The organism is Fibrobacter sp. UWH4, assembly GCF_900142475.1.
Classification (GTDB): Bacteria; Fibrobacterota; Fibrobacteria; order Fibrobacterales; family Fibrobacteraceae; genus Fibrobacter.
Genome location: NZ_FRAY01000003.1, coordinates 307,098 through 326,504, shown reverse-complemented (window position 1 = coordinate 326,504; position 19,407 = coordinate 307,098). Strand labels below are relative to the sequence as shown.

Genomic DNA, 19,407 nt, shown 5'->3' with positions numbered 1-19,407 from the left:
CTATGACATCGCCTCACTCCCACCTAAAGGTGGCCATGTACACTAAGGCAACAAGTTGCCAAGTGTCCAAAGGTCGCCTACACGACTCGTTAAGACGAGTCGCTTAAGGCTCACACTAAACCATAAGGCAACATATTTCTATATTTGGGCGCGTATGGAAATGATTCAAGACAAGCTGAAGGTCAGCATTGCCTATTCCTTGAAGGAACGCACCGGAAAGATTCTCGAAGAAGTGCCCGCGAGCTACCCGTTCGTGTACATTCACGGGGCGAACAACATTATTCCGGGGCTTGAAGACGCGCTGGAAGGCCGTCACTTGAATGAAAGTTTTTCTGTCGATATTCCGTTTGAACAGGGCTACGGCCCCTACCGTCCCGACTTGGTGATGGAGGTCCCGAAGGACGAACTCCGCGAGGTGGGCGAAATCTGGCTCGGAATGGAACTCGAGATGTACATGGACGAGGACGTGCGCGAATTCCAGCTACCGGAGACGGCAGACGAGTTCGTGGACGGGCTGAACCTGGACGACGACGAAGAATCCGACGGGATTTACACGATCAAGGAAATCAAGAAGGACACGGTGGTCGTGGACGGGAACCACCCCTTTGCGGGCAAGGACCTGACTTTCGACGTGACGGTGGTCGCCATCGAGCAGCCGAGTTTTACCGAGCTCGAAACCGGCTACCCCGACCGCGAAGAAGATTTTGACCATTTTGACGACGGCTTCGATGGGGCCGACGGCGAAGATTTTGACGACAACAACCACAACAGGAGATGGCGCTAATGGCATCGATGGACGAACTCAAGAAGGCTGCAGGCGTACGCGCGGCAGATATGATCAAGGACGGCATGACCGTGGGTCTTGGAACGGGTAGCACCGCCGCCCACATGGTGAACCGCCTTGCCGAGCGCATCAAGACCGAAGGCCTGCATGTGGTTGGCGTGAGCACGAGCTGGAGCACCACGCTGCAGTGCCGTAACCTCGGCATTCCGCTCAAGGAAATGGGCGAAGTGAGCCACCTTGACATGGTGATTGACGGTGCCGACGAAATCGACGACCAGCGCAATTTGATCAAGGGCCGCGGGGCTGCCCACCTGCTCGAAAAGATTGTGGCCTCGATGACGGACAACTACGTGATTATCGCGGACAGCGGCAAGAAGGTGAACAAGCTCGGCGAAAAGTTCGCGGTACCGCTGGAAATCATTCCGGGCGCTATCGCCGTGGTGACCGAACGCGTGAAGAAGCTGGGCGGCGACCTCAAGGTGCGCATGGGTGCTCCCGGTAAGGACGGCCCGGTGATTAGCGACTCGGGCAACCTGATTGCAGACGCCAAGTTCGGCATTATCGAAGACGCCGACAAGCTCGCCCGCGACCTGGAACACATCGTGGGAATCGTCGGTCACGGCCTGTTCGTGGGCATGGCGACCAAGGTGATTCTCGCCGACGCCGAAAAGGGCCTCGTGGAATTCTAGGCGACAGGAAGCTGCACTGGATTCCCTCCCCTATCGCGCTACACGCTCCAGGGTCGAGAATAACAGAATCGGTCCCCGCCAGCGCGGGGACTTTTTATATAAATTAAAAATCCCTCGGTAAGAATCTGGGATTTTTTTGTTCGCTTTGAAAAAAACGAAAACCTCCGGTCGATGACCGGAGGCTTTCAATTTCGCGCTAGCGCGTGCTCAATTAGTCTTCGTCGGCGAGTTCCGGAGCCTTCTTGATCACGTTGCGGCGGCCGTAGCGGACCTTGGACGGATCGAAGGTGGTTTCGACGGCTTCGACTGCGGGTTCAGCGGCAGGTGCTGCAGGAGCAGCAACCGGGGCTTCAACGGCAGGAGCGGCCGGAGTTTCAACCGGAATACGCGGAGCGAGCGGGCGGCGGGCTTCAGGAGCGGCGGCCGGGGCTGCTTCGACGGCGAGAGCAGCTGCGGGAGCCTGGGCTTCGGCAGCTACGTTCTGAGCTTCAACGTTCTGTTCGCGGCGGCCTTCGCGGCGGTCGCGACGATCGCGGCGGTTGCCACGGTCACGCTGTTCATTACGGTCGCGAGCAGGCTGCTGCTGTTTGTCAGCAGCGCGGTTGTCGCGATTTTCCTTAGCAGGACGGTCCTTGCCATTGTTGTTCTGGCGATTTTCCTTGCGTTCACCGCGCTGAGCCATTTCCTGAGCGCTGATCGGGCGACGGGAAGCCGGCTTCAAGTTCATGTCCGGGGTGAGCTTCTTGAAAATCGGGGTACGAAGCATGGTAAGGAGCTTGTTAACCTTCGTGAGGATAACGATGCACAGAATCACTGCAACGAGTGAGAGTGCGAGTGCGATGTATTCCATTCGGGGCACCTCATAAGTAAGGGTTGACCGCAGGTGCAGGCTGGAAATAAACCCGCAGGCGGTGTGGCTGGTTCGTGTTTGTGTGTGCTTAAAGCCATCTTACTAGCGCCTCCTGAGAGGCTTGACGGCGATAAGGTTTCGGGCAAATTGGGCCAGCGAAACATTAAGGGGTCGCTGCCGCGGCAGCAGACCATGGTGAGCCACGGGCGCAAATATAAGAAAATTCGGATTTCGGAGTTCAGAATTCAGAATTGTTAGAGCTGAAAATTTCGTCTTTTTAGCCAAATCAGTTCTGAAATCAGAATTCCGGCTTCTGAACTACCTAGGGCGGTTAGAGGTGCATATCGAGCTTTTCGAGCGATTTTTTGACCGAATCGCCATAGGCGGTCAGAGAATCCAGGTTTTTCTGCAACGAATCTACCTGACCCTGGAGCACCGCATTTTCGGCTTTAAGGCGATTCATTTCGGCCTCGGCTGCTTCATCGGCACAAGCAGAAAGTGAAAAAATGAATACGGCAGTCAACAAGATTGCAGATAAAGTAATAAGATTCTTCATAGGATTAAATATAGAAAATAGTCCTCTTCCCATTTGACAATTATTTTTTATATTTGATATAAACAGTAAGCACCGACGTGCTTTGGTTTGCTTCGAATAACGCTATTCGCGTTATTCTCACCCTTCGGGCTTTTCGAACGCTTTGCGTTCTCAAAGGCTTAAACGCTCCCCTTGGTCGCGTTTAATCGATGGGGCAGTCTCAACTAAACTAGTTACTTTACAAATTCCATTGATCTTTGTATATTTGCATATACCTCAGTTACTGGGGGTGCTCTGGTTTGCCAAAATTCCTGCTATTCGCAGCAATTTTGCCCTTCGGGCCTTGCGCTCACTTCGTGAGCTTAAGGGCCTAAATGCTCGCCCGCTCGCATTTAGTCGACAGGTCGAACCCAAAGCACCTTAAGTGAAAAAATGGGGGTGCTTTGGTTTCGACAGGGTTACCGAAGTGTTAGTTGCAAGCCGAGGTCTCAGACGAGGGCACTCGTAAAAAAGTCTGAAAAAAAATAAGTGCTGACGAAAACTACGCACTCGCTGCCTAATTAACGGCAACGCCGGGCCTCATTCCGCTCCCATCGGGGTGTACGTCCGGACGCAATATGGGATAGGATTCTCGCATGCCTGGGGCTAGAGTCCGAGATTCACTAGGCTGGTCAAAGTCCGCGCCGACCTTCTTGGGCGTAGATCAGACGAGAACTTAAGTACGAAGGGAACGCTTGTAGGAACGTGCATGGACGTGATTTTGGACAGGGGTTCGACTCCCCTCACCTCCATAAAGTAAAAGGGAACTCTTAGTGAGCTCCCTTTTACTTTATGTTATTAAAAGACCGGACCGGCTAAAATCCGCTTATACCTTACACTGATGCAGGTTCTCTCGCCTACACGACTCGTCAATACGAGTCGTTCATGGCTCACCGGCGGCACACTCTTTTTTTATCTTTGGTTCTATGGATTCAAGGAATTGCTTGCCGGAACTTCTGCTGCCCGTGGGCACGCGAGAAATGCTCGAAGCGGCCGTCAACAACGGCGCAGATGCCGTATATTTCGGAGTTCCTCATTGGAATGCCCGGGGCCGCACCGAAGACTTTTCGTTTGAAGATGTCCGCGACATGATTCGCTACGCACGTATCCGCGGGGTACGGACCTTTCTCGCAATGAACGTCCTTGTTTTTGAACGAGAACTGCAGGAACTGCCCGAATTCCTTGAAAAACTGATTTCCCTGGAGCCGGACGCGTTCATTATTCAAGACATAGGGCTGGCGAGACTCATCCGGGCCATTTGCCCGAATCAGGAAATCCACGCAAGCACACAGATGACGCTAGCCAGCGCCGAGAGCGTGAACGCCGTCAAATCCATCGGTTTCAACCGAGCGGTACTCGCTCGCGAACTTTCGCTCAAGGAAATCGCCAGCATCAAGGCTGCGACAGACCTCGAACTTGAAGTATTCATTCACGGGGCGCTTTGCGTAAGCTACTCGGGCCAGTGCCTGACCAGCGAGAACTTCGGCGGCCGCAGCGCGAACCGCGGCCAGTGTGCCCAGAGTTGCAGACTTCCCTACCGTATCTTTGTTGACGGCAAGGAATATCGCGAAACAGATGCACAGTACCTCTTCAGCCCCCATGACTTATGCGCCCTTCCGAAGCTCAAAGAACTGGAAGAAATCGGTGTTGATTCTCTCAAGGTTGAAGGACGCCTCAAGAGCCCCGAATACGTGGCAGCCGTTTCACGAGCCTACCGCAAGGCATTGAACGGAACAAGCCTCGAAGCAAAGGACATGGAGCCACTCGAAGTGCTTTTCAGCCGCGGGCTGACCACCGGATTTTTGGAAGGAGACAACCACCAGGAACTCGTCGACGGCACGTTCAGTAACCACCACGGCCTTTTCCTCGGTACAGTTGTAAAGGTCGACCGTGGGCAAATAATTGTCGGTCTCGACAGCGCAATCTCCGATATCGCCCCTTCGGCAAGCTCGGGATCTTCGAGAATGTTTCCGCGCCCAGGGGATGGCATCCTGTTCGAAAATGCATCCCTCGGTATAAGTGTCGGAAGTCGCCTCTACGCCGCGCAAGTCACCCATTTACCGCATGCAAAGCGCGGCGACCCCAAGCTCCTAAAGCTTGAATTCGGGCGTGAATTCGACACCCGCCAGATTGCCGTGGGCATGCAAGTTTACCGCAACGACTCCCCTGCGCTTGAACGCGAACTGCGCAAGACTTTTACGGACCGCGAACAACTCGTGCGCCTGCCGGTCACCATGACACTTTCGGGTAAAATCGGCGAAGCACTCAAATTGTCCGTATACGACACACCGAAAAACGCCGTCGAAGTCGAGGCCGATTTTATACTCGAAGCGGCGCGCAACAGTGAGAATCGCAGCAAAAACGAAGCGGACAAGGCTATCCGCGAACTCGCGCAAAAAGAACTTTCGGCCTTAAGTTCGACCGCCTACCAGTTAAAGCACCTCGACATTCAAGTGGACCGCGACGCGTTCATCCCCGGGAAGATTCTCCGTACGCTCCGCCAGGCCGCCATCGAAAAACTCGACGAAAAGCGCACCGAATGGAAACCATTGAACCCGAGCGCCGAGACTGGCAAAAAGTTCTTGGACGAGACCCGCGCCAAATTTAAATCCGGAGTCTCTACCAATGGCGCACCAACCGCCAGCGGTATATCTTCCGCCGGCGGCACAACGCATCCGATTATCAGCGTGCTCGTCCGCAATCCGGATCAAATCGCCGCCCTCGAAGGCCTCGCCATCGACCGTGTCATCATGGACTTCGACTGGGGAGTCAAATACGACGATTCCCTGCAGCAAATCCGCGAACTCGGCTTCAAGGCGGGCATGGCGACGCTCCGCATCCACAAGCCGGGCGAAAGCCATTACCTCAAGAATATCCTTCGTCTGGCCCCGGACTTTGCGCTGGTGCGTAACCTCGGCGCGCTCTCTATCCTCAAGGAAAGCGGCATTCCTCTTACGGGCGACTACAGCCTGAACGCCGCCAATAGCGCAAGCTACGACTGGCTCCTTTCACAAGATCTTTCGACACTCCACCCTTCGTGGGACCTCAACAGCACGCAGCTCTTTGACCTGCTCGAAAACATCGACGGAACGCGCCTCGAGCTCACCTTGCACCAGTACATGCCCGCCTTCCATTCGGAATATTGCGCCTTCGCCCGAGCCCTCACCACGGGCCGTCGCTTCCCCGAATGTGGCAAGATTTGCACTAAGCACTGGGTGGAAATTCTGGACCACAAGGGCGAACGCCATTTCTTGCAGAGCGATGCAGAATGCCGCAATACGCTCTTTGTAGGCAAGCCTCAATCCGCATTAAAGCTGCTCCCCCGTCTCCGCAGCGCAGGAGTAAACCACTTCCGCCTCGAAATGCTCACCGAAGACGCAGAAACCGTGCGCCGCAAGGTGCTCATTTACACGCAGGCCATCCAGGGCAAAATCACTATCGAAGATGCAATCCGCGAAGCGGGCATCCAAGAAAAATACGGCCTTTCTGAAGGGCAGCTTTTCAATGAGAGCACCTGGCAGGACCGCAAAAAATAATTCAAAAAAGAGCCCCGCCGGCACCCAGGAATTGGCGGGACTCCCTAACTGAAAGAATGCCATCAAGTGATTGATGTATTCTGCCGACGTTCGCCGGCAAAATCAAATGTAGGCAAAGTTGTCCGCATTTTTGCAAACAACTGTTTGCAAAAGAATGTAAATTTTTGACAACTTAAAAATTTGTGTCCAAGTAGCTCAATACAAAGTTTCACTTTTTCCTTGCACGGGCGATAGCGTCTTTCGCCAACTGGTCCACCAGTTCGTTCCACTTGACGCCCGTATGTGCGGCCACCTTCTCGAACGAGACTCGATGTAGATAAGGTTTCGCCGCCGCCACGTAACGTTTTGCGATATTACTCTTCGCCTGCCATTCTCCCTTGGCCCAACGGGCAATCCCTTCGTAGTCATGACAGATGGTCCCCGTCTTGTCGTTCGAATCGAGCCAGCGCATCGCCTGGTAAGAAGCCATCACTTCGCCGTCGATATTCCTGCTTTCCGCATCAAAAGCCGTAATTCCCGAACCGCGTGCAATTTCCACATCGTTTTCGGTCACCACGAACGCCCAACCCGATTTTGCAAACCCCGGAGAAAAGGAGCCATCCACAAACACACGCAATCCGGAAGGTACCGGAGCTTCCATCCCGGAAATCCACGCCTCCGCTTCGGCCCTCGAGCCAAACGACTTAAACAGCCCCCCCTTGACACCATGGGTCAATTTTTCACATTCCGCCCAGGTCATCACAATTTTACTTTCATCTGGGGTCTTAATCGCATAGAATTTTTGTTTCGGCATGCCCCAAAATTAGTATATTTTTCCCCGTGAAACCGTCCCCGTATTTTAAAGACTGTTTTCGTTACTTTTTTAAGAGATTCAGCGGCAAGGAATCTCTATTTCGCTGGTTCCTGCAAAAAGCGGGCGAAGATTCCGGAGCATTTGACTTTCCCGCAGCACTCAAGGGAAACCCCAAGACGCTCCTTTTCTTGGCTCGAGACATGGAACAGTCGGCCGCATTCATGCACGCGATGCCTGACGCCTTTTTTAACAATGCGTTACTCTGCGCCCACGAATCGCTACAGGCAGTCGTTTCCGCCAAACGCGCCAAAGCCCTCTACTACAGCGACCTCGAATGCCGTTACGACGAACCTGCCTTCATTGAATTAGAACAAAAAATCAAGGATTTCGCCCCCCAGGTCTGTATTTATCTGGGAGAAGCTTTCTTGCCCAGGCTGTATTTGGCCAAGGTGAGCGGAGCCCCTTGCCGTATCGGTTTTGTCAGCGAGAACTGCTTTCCCTTCCTGAACCTGAGCCTGCATCCGGATAAATCCAGCGAAGCTGCCCTCATTCGAGAATATTACGAGGTCAAGTGATGCAGAAAGGGTTTTCTACCATAGTCACCGAAAGCGGCGGGTATGCGGACCTCCACATGCACACCAAGCTCTCGGACGGCACCCTTTCTGTCGAGGAGCTACTTGCACTATGCAAACGCAAGGGGCTTCGTTGCATCTCTATTACCGACCACGACAACCTGGACAGCTACAACCTCGCCATTGAACCCGCCAAGGAAATCGGGCTCGAAATTATCCCGGGCATCGAAATATCTGCCGTATGGGAAGGCAAGGACATCCATATCCTGGGTTATTTCTGCGACCCGACAAACCTCGCACTGAACATGGAGCTACAGGATTTCGCCAAGCAGCGAATCACGCGAGCCAAAGCGATTATCAAGAAATTGAACGCCCTCGGAATCGACATCACCTACGAAAAGGTCGTGAGCTACTGCAAGGGCAAGGTCATCGGACGCCCGCACATCGCCATGTCCATGGTCGACGAGGAATACATTTCGAACTTTTCAGAAGCGTTCACCAAGTACCTTGGCGACGGCTGCGTAGCCTTTGTCGAAAAAAAGGGCCTCAACCCGCAGCAGACGATCAAGCTTATCGAAAATGCAGGCGGAATCGCCGTTCTCGCCCACCCCTACAAATCTGGCCTCAGCGACGAATTCATCGAAAGCATGGTGGAATGGGGCGTACAGGGAATCGAAGTCTACAGTCCGGCCCAGAAGGGTGCCGTTGGGCGCAAGTACAAAGAAATGGCTCAAAAGTTCGGACTCGTGGGTACCGGAGGTTCGGACTTCCACACCGAAGCGGGAGCCTATCCCCCGAACTGCATGAAAATGCCTTACTCCGTCGTAGACGCATTACGCGAACGCCGCGAAAAACTGAGAGCGGAATGGTACTAAAGAGAGTAGGAAGTAGACAGTAGGCAGTGGTTGGGCATGAGGTCGTGGCTTTGCCGCTTTGAGGTATGAGGTGTGAGGAATTAGAGATTTGGAAAAAACAATGAATAATGAAGAATTAAGAATTAAAAATGGTGGAATGAATGCTAAAAGTTCATTTTTCTTTTTTCATTGTTCTTTGCTCTTTGTTCTTTTCTTCGCAATTTCTCTATTCGCTGAACCGCTAAAGCCAGACCAGTATGTGAAGCCGGCAGCGCAAGACTCTGTCTACAAGACTCCTTGGGGAATCGATCCTGCCGCGCGAGAAACTGACGCCGGTCGCTGGGTGCTTCCGCACCGCGAAGTGATGCAACGCACCTACGACATAGCGGGACAGAAATCCGAATGGATTCTCGGAACCTCGATCCTCGGCGCACCGGAACTTGACCCCGACCACATGGGGATGGGATCTATCCAGAGCCGCTATCCGAGCAAGCTCGCCGGACTCTTTACCACGCGTCTCGGCTATGACGCCACGACACTCGGCCTGAACGGCGAAAACGGAATCCTTTTCGAGGAACGCAAAGGCATTCCCGTCGATACGCCCATTACCGACCTGAACTGGGAACGCCCCGCCTTTAGCGGGAACGCCCTACGACTAGACTTTCGCCGTCTCATAACGGATTCGGTTTCACTTGAATTCGGACTTGCGAGCCACTCCGACGTCGACTCCAAGGAATACAGCTACCAGAACGTGACCCATTCGCCCTACTTCGCCCTGGGCCGCGACTCCACGCAGATACCGTTCGGTGGCCGCAACATCGCGATGAACAGTATGCACATCCAGCCGATTCTCACTTGGCGATTCGGCTTCGGCAAGGCGTTCGTCAAGATGAATTACCTGAATCTCGAAAATGCGGACAATTCCAACCACAAGGTACTTCTCGACACCCTCGACAAGGCCGTTCGAACCTTCCAGACCGACCCATACGGAATCGAAATCCATACACTCGGTTATGGGGCGGGGCTTGAATTTTACCCGATAAAGAAGCTTACGCTTTCGACCGATTTTACCTATACGACACACGAAATCGAAGAGGACTCCCTCCCCCACATTTTTAGAGGCAAGCATGATTACGTTGACTCGCTCGGTATCGAACAGAGCGATACGCTTTACTACGATACACTCAAGTTGACCACTTACGAGACGATGCTCGGCAATTTCGGAATCACCTACCACACCTTCTTGAATCCGGCAATCAAGTTCAAGTATGAATTCGTGAATACGGACCATACTGGCGACAACGATACAACGAAAAACTATTTCCAAGATCGCGAAACTGGTTACCTGCAGCTTTCCGATACCTTATGGAACAGGCTCCTTTTCCGCACCCAGACCGGTATGCAACGCAACAGCTCCGTGCGCGACTCCGTAGATTACGCCCCCGCCTACTCCGCAGACGTCCTGGCCTTTCTACCCTACCATTTACGCGCCAATGTCGCCTTTCGTCACGACAACAAGTTCCCCGATGTCGCACAAATCCGTATCGATGAAACAGGACGCCTCGCCTTCCACCGCAGGGATCTCAAATTCGAAGAACGCGATCGCTACATTTTCAACCTGGGATACCAGCAACGAGAAGTCTTTTACGGTCTCGGGCTACGCTACGAAAACGTTGACAACCTGATTAAGCCACGCTGGGTGAAATGGGGACATGTCGATACAACCAACACACTCGAAGAAGTCTACACCTGGACCAACATCGACAATGTGAACAGCCTCGACTGGCTTTTGCAAGTGGGATTCAGGCTTGGCAACTGGAAATTCTATCTGGAACGCGGCGAGACTCTTGACCGTAGCCGCAAGCTCCTCGACACGCCGGAACTTTACTACAAGGGCAGCATTCATTGGCAGAACCGATTCGTTTCGGACCGACTCGGCGTAAGTGTACGCGTAGACTGGCAATGGTTCGGCGAACGCTACGATTGCACCATTGACGAAAACGGAAATCCCGAACTGGAACTCATGAAGAAGTATCTGGCGCTCGATTTCGAGGCCCGTATGCAGATATTGACCTTTGAACTCTACACCCGCATCGAGAACTTCAACCACAGCATTTATATGCCCGCAAGCGGATACACCCCCGAAGGGCTGCGCTTCGCCTACGGCATCGTCTGGAGCTTTAAGAATTAGTCGCAAAATGTCATGCCGGACCCAGATCCGGCATCAGCTTTTTCTATTTCAACTTATAAATATAAGGCCAGTTCTTGCCGGTAATCCAAAGATTCTTGCCGTCGTAGGCGATGCCGTTCAACACATCTATATTCGGGTATTTGCGCTGGAGATCCATCACCTTCCGGCTAAAATCCAGATAACGGACCACCTTTCCGCTTGGGAGCGAAATGACCGCAATGACGGATGTCTGCCAGACATTTGCGTACAAAGTGTCACCCACAATTTCGAGTTCGTTCAACAATTTCAAGGGGCGGCCACCGTCCGTGACTGTAATAGCTCCGAATACGTTGAAGCCACCCAGCTGGATTTGCAAAAGTTCACTGCTGCCGTTACTCATAAGGAGAGCATTTCTCCAATAAGTGAGCCCCCATCCTTCTGTCGGAATGCGGAATTCCCCTTTGAGGGCAAACGGTTTGCGACTATAAATGAAAGCTTTCTTGGATTTCCATGTCAGGTAAAAAATGTCATCGCCAACAGCTATAGAGCCTTCGCCAAAATAACGTTCGGAAAGTTTTGCCGAATCGAGAATTTTGCCATCCATCGTGCGGCGATAAAGTCCCGACTGTCCATATTGGCCAGTGGTTTCAATCAGTTCCTTGCCGTCAAAGAACAAACCCTGTGTAAAATGGGACTGTTCGTGCGGAATGGAATCTAAAATTTCAGGAACCACACGAGGTGCCTCGGCGAAGGCGATAGAAACGAGAATACAAAAGGCAAGTAGAAAACGCATGGGCAAAAATTACTAAATTACGGCCCATGGGTGAACTTAGGACACCAGCCAAGGTCAAGATAATCGTAGGGATTCTCGCGAAGGATTCCCAGGCGGTCGAGGCTGTACGCGAAACACTCCGAAACCGCTTTGGCGAAGAGGAGCTTGCGCTCCCGCCGTTCCCGTTTACCTTCACCAATTACTATAAAGAAGAAATCGGGAACGCCCCCGTGCGTGCCTTTTTCAGCTACGAGACGCTGGTGGAACGAGAATCCATCGTTGACATCAAGCTGTGGAGCAACGACATCGAACTTGAAATCGCAAGGCAAAACGGCACGCCCGGTCTTCGCCCAGTGAACCTAGACCCCGGCTATATGACGCTCGGGCAATTCTTCTTGGCGACCACCAAGGACCAACGCCAGCGCGTTTACATGCAACGCGGTATTTTCGTAGAGCCCACGCTATACTTCCAGGACGGGCACTTTCACGCCTTCGACTGGACCTACCGCGACTACCAAAGCGAAAAGTACATCCAATACCTGGAACAAGTCCGCGCCCGCCTCGCCTACCAGATGAGCACCGGAAAGCCCTACCGTTTGCGAGCTAATCACTAACCACCAACCACTGACTACTGTCTACTTCCTACTGTCTACTATATTATGAAAGCCGGCATTTTCACCATTCTTCTCCTTTGCTGTTCCAACGTATTCATGACTTTCGCCTGGTACGGGAACCTAAAACTCAAGGAAATGCACATCAGCACCGACTGGCCGCTATTTCTCGTAATTGTGGCCTCTTGGGGAATCGCCTTCTTTGAATACTGCATCGCCGTTCCTGCAAACGTCATCGGTAGCCGCATCAACGGCGGCCCCTTCACCCTGATGCAACTAAAAATCATCCAGGAAGCCATTTCGTTAACGGTGTTTACCGTCATCGCGACAACGGTTTTCAATAACGAAGCTCTGCACTGGAACCACATCGTGGCCTTCGCCTGCATTATCGCGGCCGTTTTCTTTGCCTTCCTTAAATAAACCGCAAAATGGCGTTTCCGGCAACACATAAATGGGCCAGTCTCCTTGTCGCAATCATCGTGGCAACCGTCTGCCTATGTGCCCCCGCCGAAGCCAAGAGTAATTCCAGCGTCAAGGATTCCCACAAGACATCGAGCAAGACCTCCTCCAAATCGGACAAGAAATCTTCCAAGAAATCCAGCAAAGCCAAGAAAAGCGACAATAAAAAAACGAAGAAAGCCTCCGAAAAAAATCAAAAAAAATAAAGATCAAGGCGGACGATCCCAAAGCCTTCACCAAGGCGCTCCTATATGAAAAGCAGGGAGTCGAATACGAAATTGTGGAAACCAAGAAGTCTCCGCGTCGTGCAACGGTGCCAGAAAATCCCCAACAGCCCTCACCTCAGGACAGTCTCGAACAAGCTAGCGCACCCGATTCAGTCAATAACGAACACGCCTCAGGACCAGCTAACGAGCAGGTTTCCCACGCAAAGCCAAACGACGTAAAAAAGGCCGACCTCAAGCAGGCTCAGTCTCGCAAAAGCGGTAACAACGGCGAATTCTTTGACTTTTCCACGATGCTCCTTCCTATCACTCACGAGGCGCTCGTCGGCTCCCCTTACGGAATCCGTAGCCACCGCCTGCACCGGGGCGTCGACGTAAATGTCATTAAAGATGAACCCGTCGTCGCCGCATATCCGGGAATCGTCACTATGTCACGCTACAATAAGGGCGGTTACGGCAACTACGTACTCATCAAGCACCCGAACGGAATTGAGACTCTCTACGCCCACCTGTCCAAGCGGCTTCTCAAGGTCGGCGACGAAGTTTTTCCGGGCGACATCGTCGGACTCGCTGGCAACTCCGGAAGATCTTCGGCGGCGCATCTGCATTTTGAAATCCGCTACGGAGAAGTCAATATCGATCCCTGCACCATTATTGATTTTCCCCACTGGAGTCTCAAAGACGGCGTAGACCAATTCTCGATGAAAAAAGCGACGGCGGCCCACCGAAAAATTCAAGCAAAGCTCCGTGACAACAACTACTACATCGTCAAAAAAGGCGACTCCCAAGGGGATGTCGCCAACTGGTTTAATATTTCAATTGAATCGCTCTGCCGCATCAACAACCTGAAACCCGGTGCACCGCTCAAGGCGGGACAAAAGCTGCGCGGCAGCAAATAAGTTACTTTCGGCCTATATTTTTGAATTCAGGAGTCAGCTTAGCGCAGGCGGAATCCTTCGGAAGAGCACGGTAAAGCTGCAATTCCTTTTCAAAGACACCCTTCACTGAAGCACTCACGTACCACTTGGTTCCGGCAGGGCAATCTCCAAGCGGGACCTTAGATGTAGCCAAGAATCGCGACCCGGTAATCTTGTATGTAAATGCATCCGTTGAAAGGGAATCGGGCAGCTGCAACGCCTTGGCCCCACCGACAACCTTTTTCTGGGCAAAATAGGAACGCTGCGCACTGATATAAGTTGCCGCCTGCTGCTGCAATTCATCAACCGCACCATCAACCGAAGCAGCCTTGATTTTGTCGTGGCAGTTGGAAATGACAAGGGCAACAATCACGAGTGCAGCCACAATTCCAAACGGAATCGCAAGCTTCTTGAGCGGGACATCCCCTATTTTCTCCAGTATTTCGCGAAGGGACGCGTTTTCGACTTCATCGGCATCGCCCGTTTTCCACTTGAGGATTTTCAAGGCCACCAGCACATGTACATAAGGACGCGGCAAAGCAAGCCCCACCAGCGCCACCGCAAGTAGCACAATCGCAACAACCATTAACACCGTCAAGGCCATTTCGGCACTCGGAAGAATCGACTGGACATCCTTGAGGAGTTTAAAAAGCTGACGGTCTTCAGGAAAATTCTGGAGCGCCATGCGTCCGGTAAAGGTGTTGTAGCGCGCAAGCCCGAGGTTCAATCCATCAGTCGCCATCTGTAGGACCGCCGACAGCACGCGCTGCATCAGCAGGAAAACCATGCCCATCAGGGCAACCAGCGTCGAAATCACTCGAGCCGTACGCACAGGAGTCAGTCCACGGATCTCTTTTTCTTCAGTCATAGGCTTTTACTAGTGTGAGGTGTGTAATTAGTCATTTCACATTACACACTACACATTGTTCATTTTACTCCAGCCAGTTCCTTGGCAACTTTCTTTGCCGTGGTAAAATCAGCCTTGCCGGTACCAAGTTTCGGCACCTTTTCGACCGCGAAAGCAAGCGACGGAAGCATAATCGGCGGGAATCCGCTTGCGCGCAATTCCGAAAGCACATCCTTCGGATCCTTTTCACCCTGGTACAGGAGCACAATCTTTTCGCCCTTCGCGGAATCCGGAATCGTCGTCACCAGGTAATCGCAACCTTCCAGCACCGGCGTATCCTGAATTTTCTTTTCGACAGCTCCGAGACTGATCATTTCGCCACCGAGCTTTGCAAAGCGGCTGTAACGGTCAACGATCGTAAGGAATCCATCTTCGTCGAGGTAACCCTTGTCGCCCGTACGGTAATAGCGGATGCCGTCAATTTTTACGATAACGCTATCGGTTCGTTCCTGGTCCTTGAGGTACCCCTGCATCACCTGACAGCCGCCGATCAGAATCATGCCCGCCTCGCCTGTCGGCAGCGGAATATTCGTTTCGGGGTCCACAATCAGGAACTGCGTTCCGGGGAGAGCCGGCCCAACGGTTCCGGGCTTATTGTTCACCTGGAGCGTCATATAGTCGTTACGCAGCGTATTTTCGGTATTCACCGAGGCCACCGGAGCAGTTTCGGTACAGCCGTAACCTTCGTAGATTTCCTTACCGAACTTAAGGCGGAATGCCGTCGCCAGTTCCGGGCGCAAGGCTTCGGCACCGGCAATAATCATACGCACGTACTTGAACACGAGCGGATGCACATAGCGGCTAACCGTAAAGGCGCGCAAGAAAGTCGGCGTCGCCACTAGGCAGGTCACGTGGAATTCAGAACAAACGCGCGCCATCGTCTTCACGTCGGTCGGGTCAGCCACAGCTACGATCGGGCAACCTTCCGTGAGGTTCAAGAGCGTCGTCACCGTAAGGCCGAAGCTATGGAACAGCGGAAGTTCCGAAAGCATCACGTCGCCGCGGCTCACGTTAATGATACAGGCCAGCTGCTGGATATTGCCCATCAGGTTACGGTGCGAAAGGAGAACACCCTTCGGGGTACCCTCAGAACCGGAACTGAACACAATCACGGCAGTATCGTCAAGGCTGGTACGCTTGCAGAACACAAAACGGATCAGCCACGACGGCATAATAATGCACAGGAACAACAGGGCGGCAATCTTTGCCTTCGGAATTTCCTTCATCAGGTCTTCAGCATAAAGGATACGCACCTTGTCGGAAGCCACCTGCGAATAATCGTTTCCGCGACCCTTCAGTTTTTGGATAAATTGCCTACTCGAAATGACCGTCGATACATCCGCCTTTTCGCAGCAGTACTTTACGTTGTCTACAGAAGAGGTATAGTTCAGGTTCACGTTCGTCTTGCCCATGACCCAGAGCACCAGGTTCACGATAACGCCTGCCGGAGAAGGCGGGAGCATAATACCGATATTTTGTTCGTCCTTGCCGAGCTTTTTCCTCAAAAGTCCACGGAAAGCCATCACGGCACCCATCAGCTTATAGCCCGAAAAATGCCCCCCGTCGGTATTGTAGATTGCCGGGCCATGCTTCACGTAACGCTTGCAGGTACGAATCCACGATGCCGCAATCGGGCGGACAAACTTGACGGCGTACTTCCAGGCATCGATCGAAATCTTACGGATAATAGCTCGGACCTCGTTAGGAGGTGTAGTGGCAGGAATCGCCTTGCCGAAAGCAACCGTTACCGCACGGTCCGCAGATGCACCGTACATGTCGGAGCCGCTGTAACTGAAGTTGGATCCCCAGAGTCCCTGAATGTAGAAAGGAACAATAACCGCATCCGTCTCGTCAATAGCCGACGAATAGTCTATCGTGAAAGGTTCCACATGCGGCGACTTGGACACTTCGCCCGTCGGGAAAATCACGACCGCCTTACCGGCAAGGAGAGCCTCATGAATCTTATCCATTGCCTCCTTGGGGTTGTTATTGTCGATACGGATCATTCCTAGGCGCTTGAGCACGGCACGCAGATACCATCGTTCAAAGTGGTCCTTGTTACTTGCAATGCAGAGCGGACGCGGAGAGGCCATCTGGATCATAGCCCAGTCAATAAAGCTATGATGGTTACCCACCAGAAGCACAGGTCCTTCGTTCGGAATATTCTGCACGCCCAACACGCGAATACGGTAGCGGTTGAACACGAGCTTGAGCATCGTACGCAAAAGCGCCTGCGGCAAGTTCGAAATCGTCCAGACAAAGACGAGCAGCGAAACGACGGCAAGTCCCAAGAAATAATGCTGCGGACGAATGTCGGTATAGTGCACCATCATCGAGAACAGGAACAGGAAGGCAATGAGCACCAGCGCCTGGATCATGTTTGCAAGCGCAAGCACCGACCCGGAATTGTTCGGACGCGTGTTGTACTGCAACAGCGCATTGACCGGCACCAAGAAAAGTCCGCCAAAAATACCGGTCAGAGAATACAACACCACCAGCGCAAACGGATGCACAAAGAACGGCACCAGGAACATGCACACCGAGACACCGATCATCCCCATCGGAATAAAGCCGGTTTCAATAAAGTCGCGAGACTTGGTGGCCGCAATGACCGACCCCACCATCAAACCCACTATCGTAAAAGCAAGATAATTCTGAATCGTATCGATTTCATTCGTTCCCGACACATCCTGGTACATCAGCACGAACACCTGCGCCAAGGCCCAGAACATCGAAAGGGCGATAATCGAGGCTCGCAATGTCGGTACACGCCAGCCGAGGCTCAAGTGCTTTTTTACATTCGAAATGTTCACGTTCGGGTTTTCGTACTTGACCTTCGGAACCATAAAGCTGGCTACCGTACCAAGGACACCTACGCCGGACAAGATCCACGGGATAACGACAGACTCCGATGTAATGCGGTGCACGGCAGCGTACGACTGCAGCGATTCCAGGTTAATCAGGTTCACGCCCACCACGGCAAGCCACGAGGCGCAAATGATGCCGCCCAGACCAAAAATCTGCAAGAACGCATTCGCAAAACTCAGGTTACGGACCCCGAACATCTCCTTAAGGATACCGTACTTGGCCGCACTGTGAACCGCAAAGCCGCAGCTGAGCCCTATCGAAAGCCAGAACGCCACGCGCGGACAGTTGCAGGTTACCAGCACCGACTGGGCAATCACAAAGAGTGTCATGGTCAGAGCCGACCACGCCAGCACCTTGTTCTTGGAAAACTTGTTGGTGAAAAAACCTGCGAAAAACACCATCAGAATGTATGGTGCCAGGAAGAAAATCTGCAGCATGAAAGCTTGCCAGGTCTGCCCCGATTCAACATTGGTAAACGACCCCGAGAGAATCTTTTGGGCGTAGATGAACACTCCCATCTGCACAAAAGTCATCGCTAGGATGGATAGGAAGTAACGGATAGCTCCTTTAATTTTCCACATAAAAAAGACCTGTAAAAAAGATTATTTTACAGGTTTAAATTTAGAAAAATAGGGGTCTAAGCAGCAGGGCTATTCGTGTACAATCACATTATCGAGCGTGCGACCTTCGACCTTGACGCCATCCCAAAGGACAGCATTCTTGAGGGTACTATTCTCGACAACGCAACCATCCCCCACCGACACATTCGGACCGATGGTGCTGTTCACGATTTTCACATTCTTGCCGATATGGCAGGGGGCTATCAACTTGACGCCAGGGAGGTTCACCGAAGACGAATTGTCGTAACCTTTGAGTACATGGGCATTGGTTTCGAGGAGCGTTTCGGCAAGGCCGCAGTCCAGCCACTTGCTTACGGGGGCAGTACGGAAGCGGCATCCCTTCTCGATCATCATTTCGAGGGCGTCCGTGAGCTGGAACTCGTTCTTGGTACGGATGTTGTTGTCCATCAAGTACTTAAGGCTTTCCTTAAGGACCTTGGTATCCTTGATGTAGTAAATACCTACAATCGCTTCGTCCGAAATAAATTCCTGCGGCTTTTCGACAAGGCGTTTAATGCAGCCCGTAGAATCGGTGACGGCCACGCCAAAGCGACGCGGATCTTCGACCTTATAAGTGTAGAGGACGTTCTGGTCAACATCGTTCAAGATGGAAAGGTCTGCTTCGAAGAGGGTGTCGCCCAAAATAATCAGCACCGGTTCGTCGTCATCCACGAATGGAAGTGCGAGGCTGACCGCTTCGCCCAGGCCCTGGGGATTGCCCTGGAGAACCGTGCGGGTTTTGCCCCACGCAGAACGCTTGGTCAGGAATTGGTCCACAACTTCGGCCTTGTAGCCTGTAATGAAAATGGTTTCAGAAGGCTTAAGTTCAAGCGATTTTTCAACAATCCAATCCAGAATAGTCTTTCCGGCAACGGGGAGCAAACACTTTGGTACATTTTCTGTAAAAGGGCGCAAGCGAAGTCCGTTTCCAGCAACAGGCAAAACAATCTTCATTATCGAAAAATTCCTCTTAAACAACTCTATATTGTCTTATAAAATAGAATTTTCTTACAAAATGTCAACGTGAAAACTTACAAGCACATCGCCAAAAGAGACCTGCGAAAAACATGACATATAAGAAAGAACCGCCTCGGGATGGAGACGGTTTTTAGTGGATGATGCAGGGGTCGAACCTGCGACCCGCTGATTAAGAGTCAGCTGCTCTACCAACTGAGCTAATCATCCATTGTCGCTTGGACGCGCACAA

General features: G+C 52.4%; 17 protein-coding genes, 1 tRNA gene and 1 other RNA gene. 11 read left to right on the top strand and 8 right to left on the bottom strand.

Annotated elements, in window-relative coordinates; all coding sequences use genetic code 11:
* Positions 1-154 precede the first annotated feature (154 nt).
* Positions 155-784, top strand: coding sequence for an FKBP-type peptidyl-prolyl cis-trans isomerase (locus tag BUA93_RS06715; protein ID WP_072978391.1), 630 nt, complete (start codon positions 155-157; stop codon positions 782-784).
* Positions 784-1,473 carry a ribose-5-phosphate isomerase RpiA gene (rpiA, locus tag BUA93_RS06710; protein ID WP_254793889.1) on the top strand — a complete coding sequence of 230 codons (690 nt, stop codon included), beginning with the start codon at positions 784-786 and terminating at the stop codon, positions 1,471-1,473. Before BUA93_RS06715 ends, rpiA begins: the two co-directional genes overlap by 1 nt.
* A gap of 211 nt (positions 1,474-1,684) precedes the next feature.
* Here the strand turns inward: rpiA and BUA93_RS06705 are convergent, their stop codons facing one another.
* Both BUA93_RS06705 and BUA93_RS06695 read right to left on the bottom strand, forming a co-directional pair.
* Positions 1,685-2,323 carry a hypothetical protein gene (locus BUA93_RS06705; RefSeq protein ID WP_072978389.1) on the bottom strand — a complete coding sequence of 213 codons (639 nt, stop codon included), beginning with the start codon at positions 2,321-2,323 and terminating at the stop codon, positions 1,685-1,687.
* A gap of 331 nt (positions 2,324-2,654) precedes the next feature.
* Positions 2,655-2,879: a hypothetical protein gene (locus BUA93_RS06695; protein WP_072978387.1), complete on the bottom strand. Its 225-nt coding sequence runs from the start codon at positions 2,877-2,879 to the stop codon at positions 2,655-2,657.
* Between the two features lie 413 nt (positions 2,880-3,292).
* On the opposite strand from BUA93_RS06695, the gene ssrA reads away from it, so the two are divergent.
* Together ssrA and BUA93_RS06685 are read left to right on the top strand one after the other, a co-directional pair.
* Positions 3,293-3,652: a transfer-messenger RNA gene (gene ssrA, locus BUA93_RS06690) on the top strand.
* A gap of 171 nt (positions 3,653-3,823) precedes the next feature.
* Entirely contained in the window at positions 3,824-6,433 is a 2,610-nt protein-coding gene (locus tag BUA93_RS06685) for a U32 family peptidase (RefSeq protein WP_072978386.1), read from the top strand.
* Between the two features lie 208 nt (positions 6,434-6,641).
* On the opposite strand, the gene BUA93_RS06680 is transcribed toward BUA93_RS06685, so the two are convergent.
* A complete protein-coding gene (locus tag BUA93_RS06680; protein WP_072978385.1) occupies positions 6,642-7,226 on the bottom strand; it encodes a ribonuclease H1 domain-containing protein in 585 nt (194 codons plus the stop codon).
* A gap of 26 nt (positions 7,227-7,252) precedes the next feature.
* Between BUA93_RS06680 and BUA93_RS06675 the strand changes: the two genes are divergently transcribed.
* From BUA93_RS06675 to BUA93_RS06665, 3 genes are all read left to right on the top strand, one after another.
* Complete coding sequence (locus tag BUA93_RS06675; RefSeq protein WP_072978384.1) at positions 7,253-7,801, top strand: hypothetical protein; 549 nt, start codon at positions 7,253-7,255, stop codon at positions 7,799-7,801.
* Positions 7,801-8,673, top strand: coding sequence for a PHP domain-containing protein (locus tag BUA93_RS06670; protein ID WP_072978383.1), 873 nt, complete (start codon positions 7,801-7,803; stop codon positions 8,671-8,673). Before BUA93_RS06675 ends, BUA93_RS06670 begins: the two co-directional genes overlap by 1 nt.
* A gap of 238 nt (positions 8,674-8,911) precedes the next feature.
* Entirely contained in the window at positions 8,912-10,843 is a 1,932-nt protein-coding gene (locus BUA93_RS06665; RefSeq protein ID WP_139257844.1) for a hypothetical protein, read from the top strand.
* 43 nt (positions 10,844-10,886) lie between these two features.
* Here the strand turns inward: BUA93_RS06665 and BUA93_RS06660 are convergent, their stop codons facing one another.
* Positions 10,887-11,615, bottom strand: a complete 729-nt coding sequence (locus tag BUA93_RS06660) for a glutaminyl-peptide cyclotransferase (RefSeq protein ID WP_072978381.1) — start codon at positions 11,613-11,615, stop codon at positions 10,887-10,889.
* A 26-nt stretch (positions 11,616-11,641) separates the two neighbouring features.
* Here BUA93_RS06660 and BUA93_RS06655 point away from each other — a divergent pair, with 26 nt between their 5' ends.
* The 4 genes from BUA93_RS06655 to BUA93_RS06640 all read left to right on the top strand — a co-directional run bounded on the left by BUA93_RS06655 (position 11,642) and on the right by BUA93_RS06640 (position 13,787).
* Positions 11,642-12,208 (top strand): DUF4416 family protein, encoded by a 567-nt coding sequence (locus BUA93_RS06655; protein WP_072978380.1) that lies wholly within the window; start codon positions 11,642-11,644, stop codon positions 12,206-12,208.
* Between the two features lie 45 nt (positions 12,209-12,253).
* Positions 12,254-12,625, top strand: coding sequence for a DMT family protein (locus BUA93_RS06650; RefSeq protein WP_072978379.1), 372 nt, complete (start codon positions 12,254-12,256; stop codon positions 12,623-12,625).
* Between the two features lie 8 nt (positions 12,626-12,633).
* Entirely contained in the window at positions 12,634-12,870 is a 237-nt protein-coding gene (locus BUA93_RS06645) for a hypothetical protein (RefSeq protein WP_072978378.1), read from the top strand.
* 74 nt (positions 12,871-12,944) lie between these two features.
* Entirely contained in the window at positions 12,945-13,787 is an 843-nt protein-coding gene (locus BUA93_RS06640; protein ID WP_072978377.1) for a M23 family metallopeptidase, read from the top strand.
* Between the two features lies 1 nt (position 13,788).
* On the opposite strand, the gene BUA93_RS06635 is transcribed toward BUA93_RS06640, so the two are convergent.
* The 4 genes from BUA93_RS06635 to BUA93_RS06620 form a co-directional block, all read right to left on the bottom strand.
* Positions 13,789-14,673 (bottom strand): hypothetical protein, encoded by an 885-nt coding sequence (locus BUA93_RS06635; RefSeq protein ID WP_083597200.1) that lies wholly within the window; start codon positions 14,671-14,673, stop codon positions 13,789-13,791.
* Positions 14,674-14,732: 59 nt separating this feature from the next.
* Complete coding sequence (locus BUA93_RS06630) at positions 14,733-18,161, bottom strand: MFS transporter (protein ID WP_072978376.1); 3,429 nt, start codon at positions 18,159-18,161, stop codon at positions 14,733-14,735.
* Between the two features lie 69 nt (positions 18,162-18,230).
* Positions 18,231-19,154, bottom strand: coding sequence for a sugar phosphate nucleotidyltransferase (locus BUA93_RS06625; protein WP_072978375.1), 924 nt, complete (start codon positions 19,152-19,154; stop codon positions 18,231-18,233).
* A 158-nt stretch (positions 19,155-19,312) separates the two neighbouring features.
* Positions 19,313-19,385: transfer RNA gene (locus tag BUA93_RS06620), tRNA-Lys, on the bottom strand.
* Between the last annotated feature and the right edge of the window lie 22 nt (positions 19,386-19,407).